Annotated in this window: 19 protein-coding genes; 15 read left to right on the forward strand and 4 right to left on the reverse strand. The window is 68.0% G+C overall.

Features of this window, described 5'->3' with window-relative positions:
* Positions 1–3: 3 nt before the first annotated feature.
* The 3 genes from V6S85_RS12505 to V6S85_RS12515 form a co-directional block, all read right to left on the reverse strand.
* Positions 4–3,153, reverse strand: a complete 3,150-nt coding sequence (locus V6S85_RS12505; protein WP_334349069.1) for a TonB-dependent receptor — start codon at positions 3,151–3,153, stop codon at positions 4–6.
* A gap of 95 nt (positions 3,154–3,248) precedes the next feature.
* Positions 3,249–4,211, reverse strand: a complete 963-nt coding sequence (locus V6S85_RS12510) for a FecR family protein (RefSeq protein WP_334349070.1) — start codon at positions 4,209–4,211, stop codon at positions 3,249–3,251.
* Positions 4,201–4,710 (reverse strand): RNA polymerase sigma factor, encoded by a 510-nt coding sequence (locus V6S85_RS12515; RefSeq protein ID WP_116488788.1) that lies wholly within the window; start codon positions 4,708–4,710, stop codon positions 4,201–4,203. The genes V6S85_RS12510 and V6S85_RS12515 overlap by 11 nt, the downstream gene beginning before the upstream one ends.
* Before the next feature lie 359 nt (positions 4,711–5,069).
* Between V6S85_RS12515 and V6S85_RS12520 the strand changes: the two genes are divergently transcribed.
* The 12 genes from V6S85_RS12520 to V6S85_RS12575 all read left to right on the forward strand — a co-directional run bounded on the left by V6S85_RS12520 (position 5,070) and on the right by V6S85_RS12575 (position 15,364).
* Positions 5,070–5,303, forward strand: coding sequence for a hypothetical protein (locus tag V6S85_RS12520; protein WP_334349071.1), 234 nt, complete (start codon positions 5,070–5,072; stop codon positions 5,301–5,303).
* Positions 5,304–5,752: 449 nt separating this feature from the next.
* Complete coding sequence (locus tag V6S85_RS12525; protein WP_334349072.1) at positions 5,753–7,408, forward strand: GspE/PulE family protein; 1,656 nt, start codon at positions 5,753–5,755, stop codon at positions 7,406–7,408.
* A 3-nt stretch (positions 7,409–7,411) separates the two neighbouring features.
* On the forward strand, positions 7,412–8,620 hold the full coding sequence (locus V6S85_RS12530; RefSeq protein WP_334349073.1) for a type II secretion system F family protein: 1,209 nt from the start codon (positions 7,412–7,414) through the stop codon (positions 8,618–8,620).
* Positions 8,617–9,051 carry a type II secretion system major pseudopilin GspG gene (gene gspG, locus V6S85_RS12535; RefSeq protein WP_334349074.1) on the forward strand — a complete coding sequence of 145 codons (435 nt, stop codon included), beginning with the start codon at positions 8,617–8,619 and terminating at the stop codon, positions 9,049–9,051. Before V6S85_RS12530 ends, gspG begins: the two co-directional genes overlap by 4 nt.
* On the forward strand, positions 9,035–9,454 hold the full coding sequence (locus V6S85_RS12540; RefSeq protein WP_334349075.1) for a GspH/FimT family pseudopilin: 420 nt from the start codon (positions 9,035–9,037) through the stop codon (positions 9,452–9,454). Before gspG ends, V6S85_RS12540 begins: the two co-directional genes overlap by 17 nt.
* Positions 9,451–9,846 (forward strand): PulJ/GspJ family protein, encoded by a 396-nt coding sequence (locus V6S85_RS12545; protein WP_334349076.1) that lies wholly within the window; start codon positions 9,451–9,453, stop codon positions 9,844–9,846. Before V6S85_RS12540 ends, V6S85_RS12545 begins: the two co-directional genes overlap by 4 nt.
* Positions 9,839–10,477 (forward strand): prepilin-type N-terminal cleavage/methylation domain-containing protein, encoded by a 639-nt coding sequence (locus V6S85_RS12550; protein WP_334349077.1) that lies wholly within the window; start codon positions 9,839–9,841, stop codon positions 10,475–10,477. Before V6S85_RS12545 ends, V6S85_RS12550 begins: the two co-directional genes overlap by 8 nt.
* Complete coding sequence (locus V6S85_RS12555; RefSeq protein ID WP_334349078.1) at positions 10,462–11,517, forward strand: hypothetical protein; 1,056 nt, start codon at positions 10,462–10,464, stop codon at positions 11,515–11,517. The genes V6S85_RS12550 and V6S85_RS12555 overlap by 16 nt, the downstream gene beginning before the upstream one ends.
* Positions 11,514–12,071, forward strand: coding sequence for a type II secretion system protein GspM (gene gspM, locus V6S85_RS12560; protein ID WP_334349079.1), 558 nt, complete (start codon positions 11,514–11,516; stop codon positions 12,069–12,071). The genes V6S85_RS12555 and gspM overlap by 4 nt, the downstream gene beginning before the upstream one ends.
* 82 nt (positions 12,072–12,153) lie before the next feature.
* Positions 12,154–12,528 carry a hypothetical protein gene (locus V6S85_RS12565; protein WP_334349081.1) on the forward strand — a complete coding sequence of 125 codons (375 nt, stop codon included), beginning with the start codon at positions 12,154–12,156 and terminating at the stop codon, positions 12,526–12,528.
* Positions 12,525–14,525 carry a type II secretion system secretin GspD gene (gene gspD, locus V6S85_RS12570; protein WP_334349082.1) on the forward strand — a complete coding sequence of 667 codons (2,001 nt, stop codon included), beginning with the start codon at positions 12,525–12,527 and terminating at the stop codon, positions 14,523–14,525. Before V6S85_RS12565 ends, gspD begins: the two co-directional genes overlap by 4 nt.
* On the forward strand, positions 14,522–15,364 hold the full coding sequence (locus V6S85_RS12575; protein WP_334349083.1) for a hypothetical protein: 843 nt from the start codon (positions 14,522–14,524) through the stop codon (positions 15,362–15,364). The genes gspD and V6S85_RS12575 overlap by 4 nt, the downstream gene beginning before the upstream one ends.
* Before the next feature lie 2 nt (positions 15,365–15,366).
* Here V6S85_RS12575 and V6S85_RS12580 read toward each other — a convergent pair whose 3' ends face one another.
* Positions 15,367–15,990 (reverse strand): prepilin peptidase, encoded by a 624-nt coding sequence (locus tag V6S85_RS12580; protein WP_334349084.1) that lies wholly within the window; start codon positions 15,988–15,990, stop codon positions 15,367–15,369.
* A 261-nt stretch (positions 15,991–16,251) separates the two neighbouring features.
* On the opposite strand from V6S85_RS12580, the gene V6S85_RS12585 reads away from it, so the two are divergent.
* The 3 genes from V6S85_RS12585 to V6S85_RS12595 all read left to right on the forward strand — a co-directional run bounded on the left by V6S85_RS12585 (position 16,252) and on the right by V6S85_RS12595 (position 18,278).
* Entirely contained in the window at positions 16,252–16,842 is a 591-nt protein-coding gene (locus V6S85_RS12585) for an STN domain-containing protein (RefSeq protein WP_334349085.1), read from the forward strand.
* A 187-nt stretch (positions 16,843–17,029) separates the two neighbouring features.
* The gene (locus V6S85_RS12590; protein ID WP_334349086.1) at positions 17,030–17,629 is read left to right on the forward strand and encodes an energy transducer TonB family protein; all 600 of its coding nucleotides are present in this window, start codon (positions 17,030–17,032) and stop codon (positions 17,627–17,629) included.
* Between the two features lie 100 nt (positions 17,630–17,729).
* Positions 17,730–18,278, forward strand: coding sequence for an RNA polymerase sigma factor (locus V6S85_RS12595; RefSeq protein ID WP_334349087.1), 549 nt, complete (start codon positions 17,730–17,732; stop codon positions 18,276–18,278).
* Positions 18,279–18,292 lie beyond the last annotated feature (14 nt).

The raw sequence follows: 18,292 nt of genomic DNA on the forward strand, positions 1-18,292 counted from the left end.
CGATCAGAAGACGTAGTTCAGGCCGAACGAGATCGAGCGCCCGTTCTTGATGTAGGCGCGGCTCGAGCTGGTGCTGTCGCCTGCCGTGTACCAGTAGGTGTGGTTGTCGAAGAGATTCTGGACCTGCATCGAGGCCGTCGCGCCCTTCCACAGCTTGCGCCGGACGTTCAGGTCCACGAACTCGTAGTCCTGTTCATACGGGTTGTTGCCGAAGTCCTGGATGCCCTCGAGGAACTCCGACTGGTAGCTGTAGGCGGCATAGGCTTCCCAGCCCTTGTATTCCCAGAACAGCTGCACGTTGGCGACGCGCTCGGGCGTCTCCATCAGCGGCAGGGTGTAGCCGGCCGGGTGCCAGGAGATACCGGTCTCGGCCTCCGACTTCTGCAGCGTCAGGTTCACGCTGGCGCCGAGCTTCGACAGCGGGCCGGGCAGCCAGTGGAACACCTGCTGGGCGCTCAGCTCCATGCCGTAGACCCGCGCCCACTTGCCGTTGTTGGGCATCGAGACGGTCACGCCGTCCGGGCCGATGTTGGTCCCGGCCGTCCCGTCGCGAATGTTCGACGACGAGGAGCGGTACAGGAAGTTCTTGATGTCCTTGTAGAAGAGACCCAGCGAATAGGCCCCGGTGTCGCCATTGTAGCGCTCGATCGACAGGTCGTAGTTGACCGCCTTCATCGGCTTGAGGTCCGGATTGCCCTGCTCGATCGAGACCAGGACCCAGTCGCTGGTCGGGTTCTCATCGCCGTCGCCATCGGGGTCGACGTCGTAGCCGTACTCCCGCGCCGAGGACATGCGGGCGATGTCGGGACGCGCGAAGCTGGTCCAGATCGCGGCGCGAACCTTGGTGCGGTCGTCCAGGCTGTAGTTCAGGTGGATCGACGGCAGGATGTTGGTGAAGTCGCTCTTGTCGGTGGAGTAGTGGCCGCCCTGGACCTCGTCGAGGATGTAGGCGTCGATCGTGTTGTTGGTGCTCTCGACGCGGACCCCGCCGATGACCTGGGCCTTGCCGAGCCGCGCGGTCGCCATCAGGTAGCCGGCGAAGATGTCCTCCTTGAAGGTGAAGCTGTCCTCGCCGCTCAGTTCGGCGTTGCCCGGATCGGTGGCGAAGCCTTCGAAGAAGGTGCTGTTCCCCGCCATGGCGCGCTGCAGCTCAGCCAGCATGGCCTTGTTGTCGATGACCGTGCCCAGCCGGTAGAGGCCGGAATACTCGCCATCGAACAGGCTCGTGACCTCCTTGCCGTAGAAGCGCGAGAAGTCCGCCAGCGTGCCGTCGGCGTCCAGGTCCATGAACTCGCCGCTATAGGTCGAGCGCTTGGAACTGTAGACCTTGCCGCCGGTCTTGACCGCTTCCAACCAGTCCGAGGCCGGACGCCATTCGAGATTGACCTGGCCCTGCCACAGCCGCTCCTGCGCCCCGCCGATCTCGCCCGACAGGCCGGCGAAATCGTACTGGCCGTTGTCGTGGATCGCCGCCATGCCGGCGTCGTTCAGCACCCACTTGGGAAAGCGGCTGTCGCCGAAATTGGTGACCTTGACGCCCTTGTTGCCCAGCCAGCCGTACTTGTCGCTGCGGAACTCCATCTCGTAGCTGTCGTCGATATTGTCTTCCGACTTGGCGTAGGACAGGTCGTAGTCGGCCTTGAAGTCGCCCCAGCGGCTGACGCCGCCGAAGTTCAGCGACATCAGCGAACCGGTCTCGCGCGAGCCTTCCCAGAAGCGGCGCAGGCGGAAGCCCTGCGGATCCCAGGTCCCCGAGGCCCCGTCCAGCGTGTAGTACGAGCGGGTCGAGCGGTCGGCGTCGGTGATGCGGCCGTCGCGGTCGCGGTCGACGATCTGGGCCGTGGTGTAGCTGTAGATCCGGCCCAGCTTGGAGTCGGAGCCGATGATCGAGGCCTCGGGCGAAGCCAGGCCCGTCATCGTCTTGTCGACCTGGGTCAGACGGGTCGAGTTCTTGCCGGTGTCGTTTCGAAAGTTCAGCCGGTTGCTGAACTCGTCCTTGGCGTACTCGTTGAACTGCCCGCGCAGGTGGAAGTCGTGCTTGTCGCCGCGGTAGTCGAGGCTGGTGTTCACGCCCCGCCGCTCGACCTCGGTCTCGCCGAGCGCCAGGTCCATGCCGCGCATGACGAAGGTCTCGGGGTCCCAGCCCAGAGTCTCGCTGTCGGCGTACCAGACCGAAGGCTGGTTATCACCGTCCACGCCGTTCTGCTCGAACTGCGACTTGCGGCGCGACCAGCTGCCGGTGACGAAGACGCCCCAGTTGTCGTTGAACTGGCGCCCGAACGAGCCGGCGACCTCGCCCGACTTCTTGTTGTCGAACTTGTCCAGCATCCCCGCCGAGGCCGACAGCACGCCGTAGGTCTTGCCGTGATCGAAGGCCGTGGGCGTGCGGATGTCGATCGAGCCGCCCAGGGCGTCGCCGTCCCGATCCGGCGTCAGGCTCTTGATGACGGTGATCGAGTCGATGCCTTCCGGCGGCAGGAAGCTGAGGCGGACGCCGCGATAGAAGTTGTCGTCGCGCGACCCCGTGCCGCCCATGCGCACGCCGTTCATGGTGTAGTTGTTCAGCTCGGTCGACAGGCCGCGGATGGTGATGCGGTCGCCTTCGCCCGTCGTGTGGTTGCGCACGGCGTTCACGCCCGGCAGGCGCGACAGCGACTCGGCCACGTTGTTGGCCGGCAGGTCGCCCATGTCGTCAGCGCTGATGACGTCGGAGATGAAGTCGGCCTTGCGCTTGGAGTCCAGCGACCGGCGCAGGCCCGCCGCATAACCAACGACGACGCCGTCGACCTCGACGGATTCGGGCGCAACGGCTTCGGCCTGCGCCGACTGGCGCTCCAGGGTCAGCACGCCGCGCACCTCGCGGGCTTCGATGCCCGAGCCGGCGATCATCTTGCGCAGCGCCTCGCGCGGGGTCATCGCGCCCGAAACCGCGTTGGACGTCCGCCCGCGGGTCAGGCCTGGATCAAAGACGATCGACAGGCCCGTGTCGCGCGACAGCGTCCGCAGCGCCTGGCCCAGGTCCTGGGCCGGAATGGCGATGGCGACCCGCGCCTCGACGTTCCGGGTCGCCTGCCAGGCGTGGGCGGGCGCGGCGATGGAGCCCAGCACGGCGACGGCCGCCGCCGTGAGCAGGCCGCTTTTATGGATACGCATTCGAACAATCCCCTCCGATCGAACTGATCGTCACGGGGTTAGACGGCCGCCGCCGAGGTCCTGACAGCTGTCATAAAAACTTGTTCCAGCCGGTGCTAACCGCCTGAAATCACATATTTATCCGCCCCCTGACGAGTGAGCTTGAAGCCATGCAGCCTCGCCATCGCGGCCAGGGCGTTTTCGGGATCGTCATAGGCGAAGCGGCCGCTGACCAGCACCCGTCCCACCGTGGGATCGGCCAACCTGACCTCCACGCCGGTCGCCCGTTCAAGGTCGTCGACGACGCTGGCCAGGGTCGCCTCGTTGAACTCCAGCCAGCCCTTGGCCCAGGGCGGCACGTCGGTTTCAAGCTCAGGTCGGGCCAGCGCGATGCGCTGGACGACGCCGCCCGAGACGCGGGCCTGCTCGCCGGCGTGAATGTGGACTGGAGCCCCCTTCCCCGCGACCTTCACGATCCCTTCGAAGACCTCGACTTCCACGACCGTCCCGGCGGCCGTCTGGCGCTGGTCGACATTGAAGCGGGTGCCGACGGCGGTGACCCGCACGCCATCGACCTCGACCGAGAACGGCCGGCTCTTGTCGGGGGCCACCTCGAAGAAGCCCTCCCCCTTCAGCCGCAAGCGGCGCTCGTGCTCGCCCAGATCGACCCGCACCTGACTCTGGCCGTTCAGCCGGACCTGCGAGCCGTCAGCCAGCGCGATCGGCTTCGGCACGCCTCGGCTTCCCTCGATCAGCTCTCCACGGGGCGCGAGACCGCCGCCAAGCACGACGAGCGCCCCCGCCACCACCGCGAAACCCGCGCCGGCCAGCGCGCCGAGCGTCCAGGCCTGCCGCCGCGGCCCGGGCCGCGCATGGGCAAGCCGCCGGGCGGCCCAGATCACGGCGGCGTCGTCGAGCAAGGCCTCGTGGCGGCGCAGCAGGTCCTGGCGATCAGGACGCCCCTCCAGCCATTGTTCGAGCAGCGCCTGGCGGTCCGGCGACCAGGCCGCGTCACGTCGGGCGTCGGCCCACAGCGCGGCCTCGCGATCGTCCTTGGGGTTCACCGGCCTAGTCGACATGGCGGCCCTCCGCCGTCCGACGCAGCGTCTGGGCCGCGCGGCTGTAATGTTTCTGCACCGCCTCGATCGACAGCTTGAGGTCCCGGGCGATCGCCTCGTAGGATTCCTCGCCGGCGCGTCGCCGGACGAAGACCTCGCGCCGCAACGGCGGCATGGCCTCCAGCGCCCTCTGGCAAAGCCTCGATCGCTCGCTCATGTCCAGCGCCTCCAGCGGCGTGGCTTCGCCATGAATGGAAAGTTCCGCCGCTTCCAGGTCGTCGATCTGGACATTGGCCGCTCGCCGGGCTCGATCGACCAGGATGTTGCGCGCCGCGCGCATGGCGTAGAACAGGGGATCGGCGATCAGCGTGTCGCGCGCCCGCGCCAGGACGCGCAGGATCGCCTCCTGGGCCACATCCTCGGCGTCGACCGCCGTGGCCAGGCGGCGGCGCACATAGGCCAGCAGGATCCGGTTCTGCGTCGCCAGCGCCCGCCCCACCTCCTGCTCGTTACCGATCACCCAGCCACGCCTCCTCGATGGAGCGTGGCTATAGGAGCGCTCCGTGACGGATCCGATGAGGTTCGATGTCGGTTTGATGGCGCCCCGGCAGCCCGCCTTGACGCTCGCTGGTTTGATCTGGCTCGCCTACGCGGACGCTGGAGACCTGGATAGCTTCGGGCGCGTCCCTTCCACGCTCAAGCGCCCGCACGATTGCAACCGCTGCCAACATGGACTGCACTGGCCCATGACGAAACGAGCCGGTGGCGCCCACAGAAAAGGCGTTCATCAGACCGACCCGCCGAGGGTGAAGGGCTGCGGCATTGACGCGCCCGCCTCATCGTTGGCAGGATGCCTGTGGAGCATCGCGGAGCCCCCCCATGCCGCATGTTGATCTGGATCACGAAGAACGGAACTTTCTGCAAGCTGTCCGTGAAAGCGGCGGGGTCAGCCTGACGCCGGAAGCGAGGAGCTTCGGCGACGCCGAACGCCTCGTGGCCAAAGGCCTGGTCAGAGCCGTTCGAACGCGTGGCTATCCTAGCGCCACCTACCAGCTCTCCGGCGCGGGCATCGCCGCCATCGGACGGACACGAGCAGCGCAAGGCGCGGACTAGACGATCCGCATAGCGCCGCAAGGCCCCGCTTAGGCCAGCCAAGCAAGGGCCGCGCGGCGGCACGCGTCGAATTGAAGGCGTCGCACCTCCCCGGCGAGGACACGGCCGTCCAGCACCAATACGTCGCCGGCGGCCGATCGGCGCCCTCCTTCATCCGTAAGCGGAAAGGCTACGCTACGGAACGAAGCTTCACGCCGTTATGCTGACAATGGCAGGTGCTGACTGTGCTTCCGCACAGTGAAAACCGCGAACAGCGGAGCCAAAATTCACCCAAATAACTCCCATTATAATCATATTATCAACTATATTCACCGAATTACGGTCAAAAAAAATTCGCACTATATATACTTCCACAAGAACACTACCCCGTGCTCCATTGCCACCTCAAGATGACGCATAATCATATTTGCGAAATCTGATACAGTTCAAGCATTGGGGCAACGCGTCTCGTGAACGCCAACGTCGGCACATTGCGAGACCTGATAATCGATCAGGGCCTGCTTGGCGGAGAGACGCTGTCTCGCGCGCTGGCCGTGCAAACCGAAAGCGGCGAGCGCCTCGACGCCGTGCTGACCCGCCTGGGACTCGTTTCGGAAGCCGCCCTGACGGAGACGATCGCCGCCAGCGCGGGGCTCAGGATCGCCAGCGCCGAAGCGTTTGCAGCAGCCAGCGTCATAGAAGGCGTATCGCCGCGATTTCTGCGAGAAGTGCGCGCCCTTCCGCTCGGCGAAAGCGCCGACGGCGTCGAGGTCGCCTTCGCCGATCCCGTCGATCCCTATCCCCGGCGCGCCCTCGCCTTCGCCCTGCGCCGCCCCGTGACGCCGCTGGCCGCGCGGGCCAGCGACATAGAGGCCGCTCTCGATCGCCTGTTTGGCATCGCCTCGAGGTCGGAAGCCGCCGGAGACGAGATCGCCGACGAGGCCGACCTCGAGCGCCTGAAGGATCTGGCCAGCGACGCACCGGTCATCCGCGCCGTCAATGCACTGATCGCCCGCGCCGCCGAACAGCGCGCATCGGACATACATGTGGAGCCCACCGAAGACGCCCTTACCGTGCGTTTCCGCATCGACGGCGTCCTGGTGGAGCAGGATAGCCTGCCAAGCGCGCTGCGGGCGGCGTTCGTCTCGCGCATCAAGGTCCTTGCCAATCTCAACATCGCCGAGCGCCGACTGCCCCAGGACGGTCGTATGCGCCTGGCCGTTCGCGGCCACGAGATTGACCTGCGCGTGGCGACCGCTCCAACCATCCACGGCGAGAGCGTGGTGCTGCGACTTCTCGACCGCACACACCTTTCGCTCGACTTCCATTCGCTGGGCTTCGACGACGCCGTCCTGCCGGAGCTGGGAGCGATCCTGTCCCGACCGCACGGGATCGTGCTGGTGACCGGTCCAACCGGCAGCGGCAAAACCACCACGCTCTATGCGGCCCTGTCCTCCCTCAATACGCCCGACCGCAAGATCCTCACCGTCGAGGACCCGATCGAGTATCGCCTACCGCGTATCGGCCAAACCCAGGTGGCGCCGCAGATCGGCCTCAGCTTCGCAGCCGCCTTGCGATCGTTCCTCCGGCAGGATCCCGACGTGATCATGGTCGGGGAGATCCGCGATCTGGAAACCGCCCAGGTCGCCGTGCAGGCGGCCCTCACGGGCCACACCATCCTGTCGACCCTTCATACCAACAGCGCGGCGGCGGCCGTGACGCGACTGATCGACATGGGCGTCGAGCCCTTCCTGATCACCTCCACCTTGAACGGCGTCCTGGCTCAGCGCCTGGTGCGCCGCCTGTGCGGCGATTGCCGCGAACCCTATGACGCCACGTCGCGAGAAGCGCGGACAGTCGGGTTGGAAGCCCCGCTTCGACTTTGGCGGCCGTCGGGCTGCCCATCCTGCGGCGGCGCGGGCTTTCGGGGTCGCCTGGCGATCCTTGAACTACTGCCGATGTCCGACGAGATCGCGGGCCTCGTCATGGCACGCGCCGAGGCCCGCGACATCGAGCGAGCGGCCGTCGGCGCGGGCATGCGCACCGTGTTGCGTGACGGCGTCGTCAAGGCCCTGGCCGGCCTGACGACCCTCGAAGAGGTCCTGCGCGTCACGAGAGAGGGCTAGGCCATGCCGAGCTTCGCCTATCGCGCCGCCACCCCCTCCGGACAGTTGCGCGCCGGCGTCATGGAAAGCCCCTCGCGCGACGAAGTTCTCGCGAGCCTAAGACAGCAAGGCCTGATGCCGATCGAGGCCCAACCCCAGGCCCGCGCCAGGGAGGGACGCGTCTCGCTGAACGGCCAGGCGCGGGCGGCGATGATCAATATCCTGGGCGAGCTGGCCGTTCTGCTCGGCGCTGGCCTTGCGTTGGATCGGGCGCTGGCCGTCTGTATCGAGAACGCGCCCGACCCGGCGCTCAAGGCCGCGACGGGCGAACTCCTGAAACGGGTAAAGGAAGGGGCGCCGCTGTCGAAGGCGATGGCCGAAGCCAAGGGCCTGTTTCCACCCATGGCCGTGGCCATGGCGGAGTCCGGCGAGGCCAATGGAAAGCTGGACGAGGCCCTGGCTCGCCTCGCCCTGACCCTGGAACGGGCCGAGGCCCTGCGCCGCACCGTCGCTTCCGCCATGGTCTATCCGGCGCTGCTGTCGTTTGTGGCCGCGGCGGTGATCCTGATGATGCTGCTGTTCGTGGTGCCCCAGTTCGAGGGCCTGTTCTCCGAGCGGATCGACCAGTTGCCTCCAGCCACCCGAATGGTGCTGGGAGCCAGCCACGGCGTTCGCCAGTACGGCTTGCACGGACTGGCCGCGCTGATCGTGCTCGGGATCCTGGCCTGGCGCCAGCTCAAGCAACCGTCGACGCGACGGATCCTGGACCGCAACCTCCTGGCCCTGCCGCGCCTGGGCGATCTGATCAAGGCCGCTGAAACGGCGCGACTGGCTCGGGTTCTAGGCAGCCTGGTCGGCGGGGGCGTGCCCCTGCCCCAGGCGCTGGGCATCGCCCAGCGCTCGCTGACCAACAGCCACATGGCGGCCGCCATCGCCAAGGTCACCAACGGCCTGAAGGAAGGCGGCGGCCTGGCTCGTCCGCTCGCCGCCGCCGGCGTGCTCCCCCCTCTCGCCGCGAGCTTCCTGCGAACCGGGGAAGAGACCGCGCAGTTGCCTCTGATGCTAGAGCGCCTTGCCGACGTGCTCGACCGGGACGTCCGCATCGCGCTGGAACGGCTTCTTGCCCTGCTTACCCCCCTGATCACCATCGTTCTGGGGACCGCCGTCGCCGGCATCATCGCTTCGGTGATGTCGGCCATCCTTGGCTTCAACGATCTGGCGCTTTCCCGATGACCCGTACTCGCTCCCATCGCCGCTCGGCCGAAGACGGCTTCACACTGCTGGAACTGCTGGTGGTTCTGGCCATCATCGGCCTGCTGGCCGCGATCGTCGCGCCTCAAGCGCTCAAGTACCTGGGCAGCTCGCGTTCGCAGACCGCCAAGGTGCAGGTCCAGAACATCTCGGCCGCGCTCGATCTCTATCGTGTGGATGTCGGTCGCCTGCCAACCCAGGACGAGGGCCTGCAAAGCCTGATCACGGCCCCCGCTTCCGCGCCCGGCTGGAACGGTCCCTACCTCCAGAAAGCCGCGGGCCTGAACGATCCCTGGGGCCAACCCTACGGCTACAAGACCCCCGGCGCTCATGGCGCGGCCGACGTGTTCAGCCTCGGCGCCGACAAGGCCGAAGGCGGCGCCGGGGAGAACGCCGATGTCGGCAACTGGTGATCGACAGAGCGGAACCACGCTGGTCGAGACCCTGGTGCTGATGTCGGTCGTCGTGTTGATCGGGACGATCACCTTTCCCGAGCTGGGGTCGGCCCTGTCGCGGTCGATCTTCGAACAGGCCAGGGCCGGCGTCGAGGCGGACCTGCGCATGGCCCGCGCCCAGGCCCTGCGCAGCGGACGTCCCGTAACCCTGGCCGCCGCCGAGGACGGCGCGAGCTACGGCTGGTCCGAAGGGCCTCGTCGCGGACTGCTGGGCGATCTGCGCCTGTCGGCCTCCGCCTCGGGGATCACCTTCTACCCCGATGGCTCGGCCAGCGGCGGCCTGCTGGCGCTGGCCGACGGGCGACGGCGGGTCGGCTACGTCATCGACGCCGCGGGCGGCCTGACGCGAGACGCGTCATGACCACCGCCACGCGGAGGAGCGAAGACGGCTCGGTGCTGATCGAGGCGCTGATCGCCGCCGCCCTCGTAGCCATGATCCTGCTAGCGACGTTCCAGGTGCTGTCCGACAGCGCCCGCCGCCGTGAGCGCGTACTGGCTCAACGCGACGCCGTGGCGATCGCGCGGGCTCGCCTGGAAGCCGTCGGCTCGGCCCTTCCTCTGACGCCGGGCCGGATCGAAGGCGTCGAGGGCGGCTATCATTGGTCCCTGGTGATCACCCCCTGCTCCGGCGACGTGCGAAGCCGGGCCGGCGAGCTGCGCTGCGCTACGGTCACGGTTCGCAAACCCGACCAGACTGCCCCGCTGGTCTCGCTGACGACGCGCCGGGTGACCGGGAACGCCCGCGATGCGTGACGCAGGCTTCACCCTGACGGAAGCTTTGGTCAGCTTGGCCGTCCTAGCGATGCTGAGCCTGATGCTGCTTTCCGGCCTGGCGGCGCCGCGCGCTGCGTGGGCAAGACGGAACCTCGTCCTGGACCGCGCCGAAACGCTCGAAATCGCCCGTCAAACGCTGCACGAGCGTCTACAGAGGGCCGCGCCGGTGACGATGTACGACCGCCGTCCTCCGGGTCCCGACTTCGAAGGCCTTTCCGCCCAGGTCGAGTTTGTCGCCCCCGGGACATCGGCCCAAGGCGCCGGGGGGCTTCGCCGCTACCGCCTGAGCCTGGACGCCCAATCGCGCCTGATGCTCGAATCCCGGGACCGCATGGCCCTCGATCAAAGGGGTTGGCCGGACCGCCAGGTGCTGCTCACCGGCGTACGCTCGCTCGACCTGGCTTACTTCGGCGCCGCTCAGCCGGACATGACGGCGCGCTGGCGCCCCCGCTGGAGCCAGCAGGCTTCACGCCCCGATCTTGTGCGGATCCGCCTCGCCTTCGCCCCTGGTGACAGCCGCGTCTGGCCGGAACTTTTGATCCGACCGCTCGCCAACATCGACACCGAGTGCGCGCTCGACCGCGTCTCCAAACGGTGCAAGGGCCGATGACCCCACAACAGGTTCTGAACGCCGATCTGGGCACGATCGGCCGCTGGTTGGCGGATGGTCTGCGCTGGTGGGGCGAGGAGCTGGCCGCAATGACGCCGGCTCTAAACGCTCGGCGGGCCGGCGACCGCCCCGTCGCCGAACTGGATATAGATGCGGATCCGCCCATCGCTCGCCTCTGGCGGGGAGACCAGGTCGTCGCGATACTCGACACGCCCGGCCCGAAACCGCGCCGGGTCGACCTGAGGCTGACCGAGGACCAGGCCCTCGTGTCCGACCTGCCGGTCCCGTCGCTGCCGGTGGGCGATCTGCGTCGTCTGATGGCGCTCAATCTCGATCGCTACACCCCCTTCAAGCCTGAGCAGGTCTTCTTCGAGATCGCCTTGCTGAAGGCTCCGCCTGGAACGGAAACCCGGAACGCGCGCCTCGTCGTTGCTCGCCGGGAGACCGCCCACGCCCTGCTCGACGCTGCTGAAGGACTGGGCCTGGACGTGGCCAGGATGGTTCCCGCCGTCGACGGCGCCGCCCCCCCGCCGGATCTTGCCCGCAGCGCGCGAGAGGGCCGGGCGGGCGGAACCAACCGTCGACGCATGGCCATCTGGTGGATCATCTGCGGCGGACTGGCGGCGTTGAACGTCGCCGCGGCGATCGCGCGCGACATGGCCGAGACCAATCGCGTGGCCGAAGCGCTCGCGCTCCAACGGCCGACCGTGGCTCTGGTCAACAGGCTGCGAAACACGGTCGAAACCGAGCGAGCGCTGCGGGCGGGACGGCTGGCCCGTCGAACCGCCAACGACCCGCTACGGGTGATCGACGCCGTCACCCGCGCCCTGCCCTCCGGACAGTGGGTGCAGAGAATGGAATGGAACGGCCGGTCCCTGCGGCTGGTCGGCTTCAAGCAACCCGACTTTGACCTGACCGAGGCGCTGAGCAAGGAGCCGAGCCTGAACAATCCGCGCTCTCTGCTTTCCGACATGCCCACCCGCACGCCCGGCGGCCAGGAGGCGTTCGACGTGATGGCCGACGCCAAGAGGCGCCCATGAAGCCAATGACCCCGCGCGAAAGGAAGATCCTGGCGCTCGGCCTGCTGGCCGCCGCGATCGCCCTGGCTTGGCTTCTGATCGTTGCGCCCCTGCTGCATGGCTTCGACGAACGCCGCCAGCGACGAGAAACGATGCTCGCGGACTGGCGACGCAACGAACGGCTCATCGCCTCGGTCCCGGCCCTCCGGGACGCGGCGCTGGAACAACGCCGCAGCGCTCGCCTCTATCACGTGACCGCGCCAAGCACCGCGGCGGCGGCGGCGGCCCTCAAGCAGCGCCTCGGCGCGGCCCTCACCGAAAGCGGAGGCGCCGTCACGGCTCTGCAGGAGGTGCGGACCAACCTTCCTCCCGGATCCGTCGGGGCCGGCGCGGACGCCCAGATCACCCTGACCCAACTCGACCAGAGCCTGAGGCGACTGCAAGATGAGCCCCCCTATCTCGTCGTCGAATACGTCATGGTCGGAGCCGATCGCTCCCTCCAATCCGGACGCTCCGAGCCCCTCGAGGTCCGCATCGAGGTTTCGGCTCTCGTCCGCGTGGCCCCGGCGCGGTAGCGGAGAAATGCTTCCCGCGCTTGCCTGCGTAGCCCTCGGCCTGGGCCTGCTAGCACAAGGGCTTGGTCCAACCGACACCAGTATGCCGGCCGACCCCGGCGGGCTTGCGCCGCGCCGGAGCAAGCCTCTCGCGACAGCGCCCACGCCTGCCTACGCCGCGATCCTGACCGCGCCGGTGTTCGCGCCAAACAGGATCAACGCCGACAAGGGCGCAGCGGTCACGGCCGGTGCGGCGCAACCCTCCGGCAGCCTGTCGCTGCTGGGCGTGGCCCTGAGCCCTCGCTCGGCCAGCGCCGTCATCCGCGGGGCCGACGGCGTGACGCAGGTCGTCCAGCGCGGCGAGCGCGTCGCCGGCTGGAAGCTCGTGACCGTCAAGCCGAGCAGCGTCCGTCTGGCGGGCCCGGACGGCGCCGTCACCCTTTCCCTCGCCGCCAACGCCGAGAGTTCCAAGCCGTGATCGCCAGATCTTCCTTCGCCGCCGGACTTTGCCTGGCGAGCCTGAGCCCGAGCCTCGTCGCAGCCAATACGCTTCAGGTCGCGCCCGACGCCTCGCCGCCCGCGGTGCGCGCCACGGTGCTGCCCGGCGCCGGCGGCTATCCCGCCGCAGCGACGGCCCCGCCGCCTGCACTGCGCCCCGGACCGGTGTCGCTGAACCTGCCGGGAGTGGAGGTGCGCGACTTCGCCAGGGCCGTCCTCGGCGACGCCCTCGGCCTTCGCTACGCCGTGAGTCCTTCGGCCCAAGGCAAGGTGAACCTGGTCACGCCCCACCCCGTGGCGGCCGTCGATGCACTACGCCTCGCCGAAGACGCTCTGCGCAACGCGGGCTTCGCTCTGGTTCTGTCGACCGGAACCTACACCGTAACGCCGCTGGCCGAGGCGCGCGGCCAGTCCGCTGTTCTTGCCCCTTCGCAGGCCGGCTATGGCTCGGAAGTGCTGACCCTTGGCTTCGCCAACGCCGAGGAACTGCGCAAGCTGCTGGACCCGATCGTACCCGGCGTCATCGTCGCCGCCGACCCGACGGGCTCCACCCTGACGATCGCCGGTTCGACGGGACAGCGGCAGTCCATGCGCGATCTCGTGCGGCAGTTCGACGTCGATTGGCTGCGCGGCATGAGCTTCGCGCTCTACGTGCCGCAGAACACCGACGCCCGCCTGATCGCTCCGGAACTGGAGAAGCTGATCAACGCGCCGGGCGCGCCCACCTCGGGGATGGTGCGGCTGCTGGCCATGGAGCGGCTGAACGGGATCATCGCCATATCGGCCCAGCGACAATATCTCGACGACGTTCGGCGCTGGGTCGAGGTGCTGGACCACGAGGGTCGCTCGACCGAACGCCGGCTTTACGTCTACCGGGTCCAGAACGGCCGCGCCGCGGACATGGCCAAGGTGTTGGCGGCCGCCTTCGGCGGGGGCGCGGCCGGCGCCCAGGACACCGCATCCGGCGCGGATGCGCAACGGTCGGGCGGCTTGATCGCCCAGATGCAGAACGCCCAGACAAGCCTGCCCGCCGGCCAGACCCTCCCGGGCCAGGCGCCGGCGCCCGCCGGCCAGTCGCTGCGCGTCAGCGGTCTCGACTCCCCGCTGACGATCACCAGCGACGAGACGAACAACGCCGTCGTCGCCTTCGCGACGCCACGCGAATACGCGATCCTGGAAGACGCCCTTCGCAAGCTCGACGTCGTTCCCATGCAGGTGATGATCGAGGTGGCGATCACCGAAGTCACCCTGAACGACGCCCTGCGCTACGGCAGCCAGTGGTTCTTCAGGGTCAACGGCAACCAATACGCGCTCAGTCAGGGCGAAGGCGCCGCGCCGGCCTCCATGTTCCCCGGCTTCACATACAGCCTGCGCACGGGCTCGGTGACCGCGGCGATCAGCGCCCTGTCCAGCGTCACTCATGTCGAGGTGCTGTCGTCGCCCAACCTGCTGGTCATCAACAACCAGACGGCCTCGCTGGAAGTCGGCGACCAGGTGCCGATCTCGACGGGCTCGGCGGTCAACAATGTCTCGCTGGTCAGCGGCATCGACTATCGCGACACCGGAGTGCTGATGAAGGTGACGCCGCGGGTCAACAGCGGCGGACTGGTGCTGCTCGACATCGCCCAGGAGGTCAGCGACGTCTCGCCCACCTCGACCTCGAAGATCGACTCGCCGACGATCTCGGTTCGCAAGATCGCCACTTCCATCGCCGTTCAGGACGGCCAGACCATCGCCCTGGGCGGCCTGATCCGCGACAACGCCAACAAGGCCCGCGCGGGCGTGCCGCTTCTCGGCGCGATCCCCCTGGCCGGCGCCCTGTTCGGGTCACGAGACAACAAGCGCGCACGGACCGAACTGCTGGTCCTGCTGACGCCCCACGTCATCCGCAACACGGTCGAGGCCGACGGGGTAGCGGACGAACTGCGTCGCAAGATCCGGGCGATCACGCCCACGCCGCCGAAGTTCGAGCCATGAGCGCGCGCGCCGGCGAGAACGGCTTCGCCATGGTGGCCGCGCTGGGCGCGCTGATGCTGTTCGCCTACCTCTCCTACACGGTTCTGGCCTCGGACCGCGCGGCGGTCGCCGGCCTCGACGCGGGCCTCGTCCGCGCCCGGCTGGAAGCCGCCGCCGACGCCGGCGTCGCCACAGCGATCCATCACTTGGGCGACGAGAACGACGCCAGGCGCTGGTTCGCCGACGGCCGACCTCGCGAACTAGATTTCGACGACTGTGTCGTCACCATCGCGCTCGAGGATGAGCGCGGCAAGGCGCCGCTCAACAGCCTTTCCGAGGCGCGCGTCCGTCGAATGTTCGAGGCCGTAGGCGCGACCGGAGCCGAGCTTGACCGTGCGGTCGCCGGCTTTCTGGGTTGGCGCGACGGCGTCGTGCGTCCGGAAGGGCCAAGACCGATGGACTACGCCGCACGCGGCCTGCGTCCGATCTTCGGCCGGTTCACCACGGTCGATGAAATGGCGCTCATTCCCGGCGTGCGCGCCGATTGGGTGAAGCGCCTGAGACCCGCGGTCACCGTCCATGGCGATGGACGCGACTTCGAACCACGCCTGGCCTCTCCCCTGGCCTTGCGGATCATGCGGGAGTCCGGCGACCTCTCGCCGGACTCCATCCGGCAGGGCTGGGTCGCCGCCGGGCAACGCCCCAGGCAGGAGATCGCCCCACGCGAGGACGTGGCGGGTCGACCGGTGACGATCCGGGCTATGGCCCGCAACGCGCGGGGAGACCAGTTCCAGCGGGAGATCGTCGTGGAGTTCACCGGCGTCGAGGCCGCCCCTTACTGGATCCGAGCCGTCTACTGACTTCAGATCCGGCCGGCCGCCCGCAAGCACCAGACGATCCAGATACCCGCTGCGAGGGCGGGCCCGAAGGCAAGCGGCGCCGCCAGACTGGCTACGCCCCGCCCAACCACGCGCGCCCCGCTCCAGGACAGGGCCAGCGCGCACCCCAAGAGCACGACCAGCGGCAGGGCCTGCCATCCCAGCCACGCCCCGCCGGCCGCCAGCAGCTTGGCGTCGCCAAGGCCTACGCCTTCGCGCCCTCGCCATCGCCGGTATGCCCTGGCCAACAAGGCTATGGCCGAGTAGCCCGCCACGGCTCCGATTAATCGAGGTACGACCGGCTCGCCCACCACAACCGCCCAGGCGACGCCGCTCCCCGCCAGGGGCAAGGTCAAAAGGTCCGGCAGACGAAGAACCGTCAGATCGACGAGGGCCAAGGCCAGCAGCACGCCTAGCAGCGCAATCGAAACAACCGCCATGGCCACCCCGCTCCCCTGGGCGACGCCCCAAGGGGCGAGCACGCCGCCCAGGAACGCCGCCACCCAGGCAGGCACGGCCAGCGGGACCACGGCCAGTCGCTGGGCCGTCACGTGGGCGACGAGCCCCGCCACGCCGCCGGCGAGGCACCAACCGGCCGCCACAATCATCCGCTCCCCCAACGATATCATCGCGCATTATTCTGTTAGACAGCCGATGCATCGTTCGCGTGACGTCCGCGCGCCTCAGTACAGGTCGAATCCAGCCGCATGTCCGCGCGACGTCAGAGATTGCTGCAGTCGACGCGCGGAATGGGCGCTTGGGCCCTTCTCTGCCTCCTGGTCGCAACGACGCCGGCTCCCGCCGCGACATCTCACCAGCCCGCGCAGCGCGCCGACCGACGCGCGCTCTACGATATTCCCGCACAACCGTTGAGCGCCGCCCTCGAGGCGTACGCCGCCGTCAGCGGATTGCAGATCCTCTACGACCGCCCTCCCGATAGCGGACTTCGCTCACCTGGAGCAAAAGGACGGCTGACCCCGCAGGAAGCCCTCGCGAAACTCCTCGCTGGGTCGGGTCTGGAGGCCCGCTTCTCCGCCGGCGGCGACGTGTTGCTTGCCCCGCTCGGCGCCGGCGGGCCTCCGGCGGCGGTCGGCCCCGAGCCCGCTAAAGGCCCGCTCCTGGAGCTGGACACGCTGGAGGTGGAGGCCACGCCGATCGTTGCATCCCAGGCCGCCGTACCGCCGACCTGGCCTCTCTATGGCGGGGTGGTGCAGCAAGCAGTGCGTTCGGCGTTGCGGGCCGACAGGCGTACGGCGCTGGGCGACTACTCTACAGTCCTGCGGCTTTGGATCGCCCCCTCCGGCCGGATCGTCCAGACCGCACCGGCGATCTCGACCGGCGACGCCGATCGCGACGCCCTGCTTGGCCAAGTGCTGAAGAACCTGTTGCTGCCCGCCCCTCCGCCCGAGGGCATGCCGCAGCCCGTTACCATTCGCGTACAATCCTCACCCCTACGTTGAAAAAGGCGTCACAATCGTCACACGAGCGTTGCATCCTGCATGATATCGCTTCGCGGTGACGGCCCAACAGACCCTCTTTCCCGGATCTTCGACGGCCGCGACCGTGGCGGCCGAGCCGTCTTCAACACGACCCCGCGGACGTGTTTCCCCTCGCACCTTGGGCATAGGCTGTTCGATCGGCCTGCACGTGCTCGCGCTTCTGTCGCTGGTCCGGCTTCCCGAGGGTGAGGATTTGTCCTTGACCCCGAGCCAGGCAGACACCCCGTCCGTCGAGATCAGCTTGGTGGATGCATCCGCTTTCGCCTCGACGGCCGCCTCTTCGCCCGCGCCCCGCCAGCGAAAGGCCGTGGAGAACACGCTCGCACCCACGGACGTTCTGCTGACAGACCCCGTTGCTGCCACCACCACATCGCAATCTTCTGGAACAGCCCCGATCGAGGGCGCAAGCGGCCTCGAAACCTCCCAGCAACCCGCGCTGGCGCGGGACCCGGGACTGGACTCCGCCAGCCGAGAGTACCGCCGCCGCCTGCTCGCCCATATCCGCGTCTATCGTCAGTACCCCGATGCGGCCAATCTGGCCCGCATCGGCGGCGCCGTGCACCTTCTGTTCGGGCTGACCCGCAATGGCTCGGTCACCGAGGTGAGGATCGTCCATACCTCTGGCGTCCCGGCCCTGGACGACGCCGCGGTCGACACGGTGCTGCGCGCCCAACCCCTGCCGCCCATCCCCACCGGCCTGCCTGACCGCCTGACGGTGCAACTTCCCGTCTCGTTCACCCCCGCCTGACCACTCGCCGCGACCCGCGCCCAAAAGGCCAAGTTGATGAGCTTTACATACACGATCGTAAGTAGTATTTCGCTGACCGTTTCGAGTAGCCGAGCAACCAATGTCCGACACATGGGCAAACCTGCGCAGAAGACTACTCTCTCGATATGAAGAGTTTGTCCGACGACTGACTAAACGCTTTGGGTCGGCAGATCTCGCGCGCGAGATCGTACATGAAACCTATATGCGTTTTGAGCGGGTTGGCGGCGACATGCCGATACACAATCCCGACGGCTACATATTTCGCACGGCGATCAACATCGCCAAGAACAAGGGCGTCGTCGAAAGGCGCTACCTGAACTTCGATGAGATCGACGCCCTCGCGGCGGTTCCAGATGAAGCGCCCGATCCCGCCCGGATCGCCGAAGCCCGCTCTGAAATGGCGCTGATGCAAAGGGCGCTCGCCGAATTGCCCGCGCGCCGCCGCGAGATCTTCGAGGCCTCGTGGGTCGACGGCGTGCCCCACGCCGATCTCGCCCTGCGCTATGGGGTGCACTTGCGCACCATCCAGCGCGAGCTCGAACAGGCCACCTTGTTCGTCCGCAGCTTTTGCAAGGAAAATGGCTCTGGCGAGCGTCGCATTTCGCTGGCTCGATTGTCTTCTCAATAGAGCTGTTATGAAAT

Source organism: Caulobacter sp. CCNWLW153, from assembly GCF_036889365.1.
Lineage (GTDB): Bacteria > Pseudomonadota > Alphaproteobacteria > Caulobacterales > Caulobacteraceae > Caulobacter > Caulobacter radicis.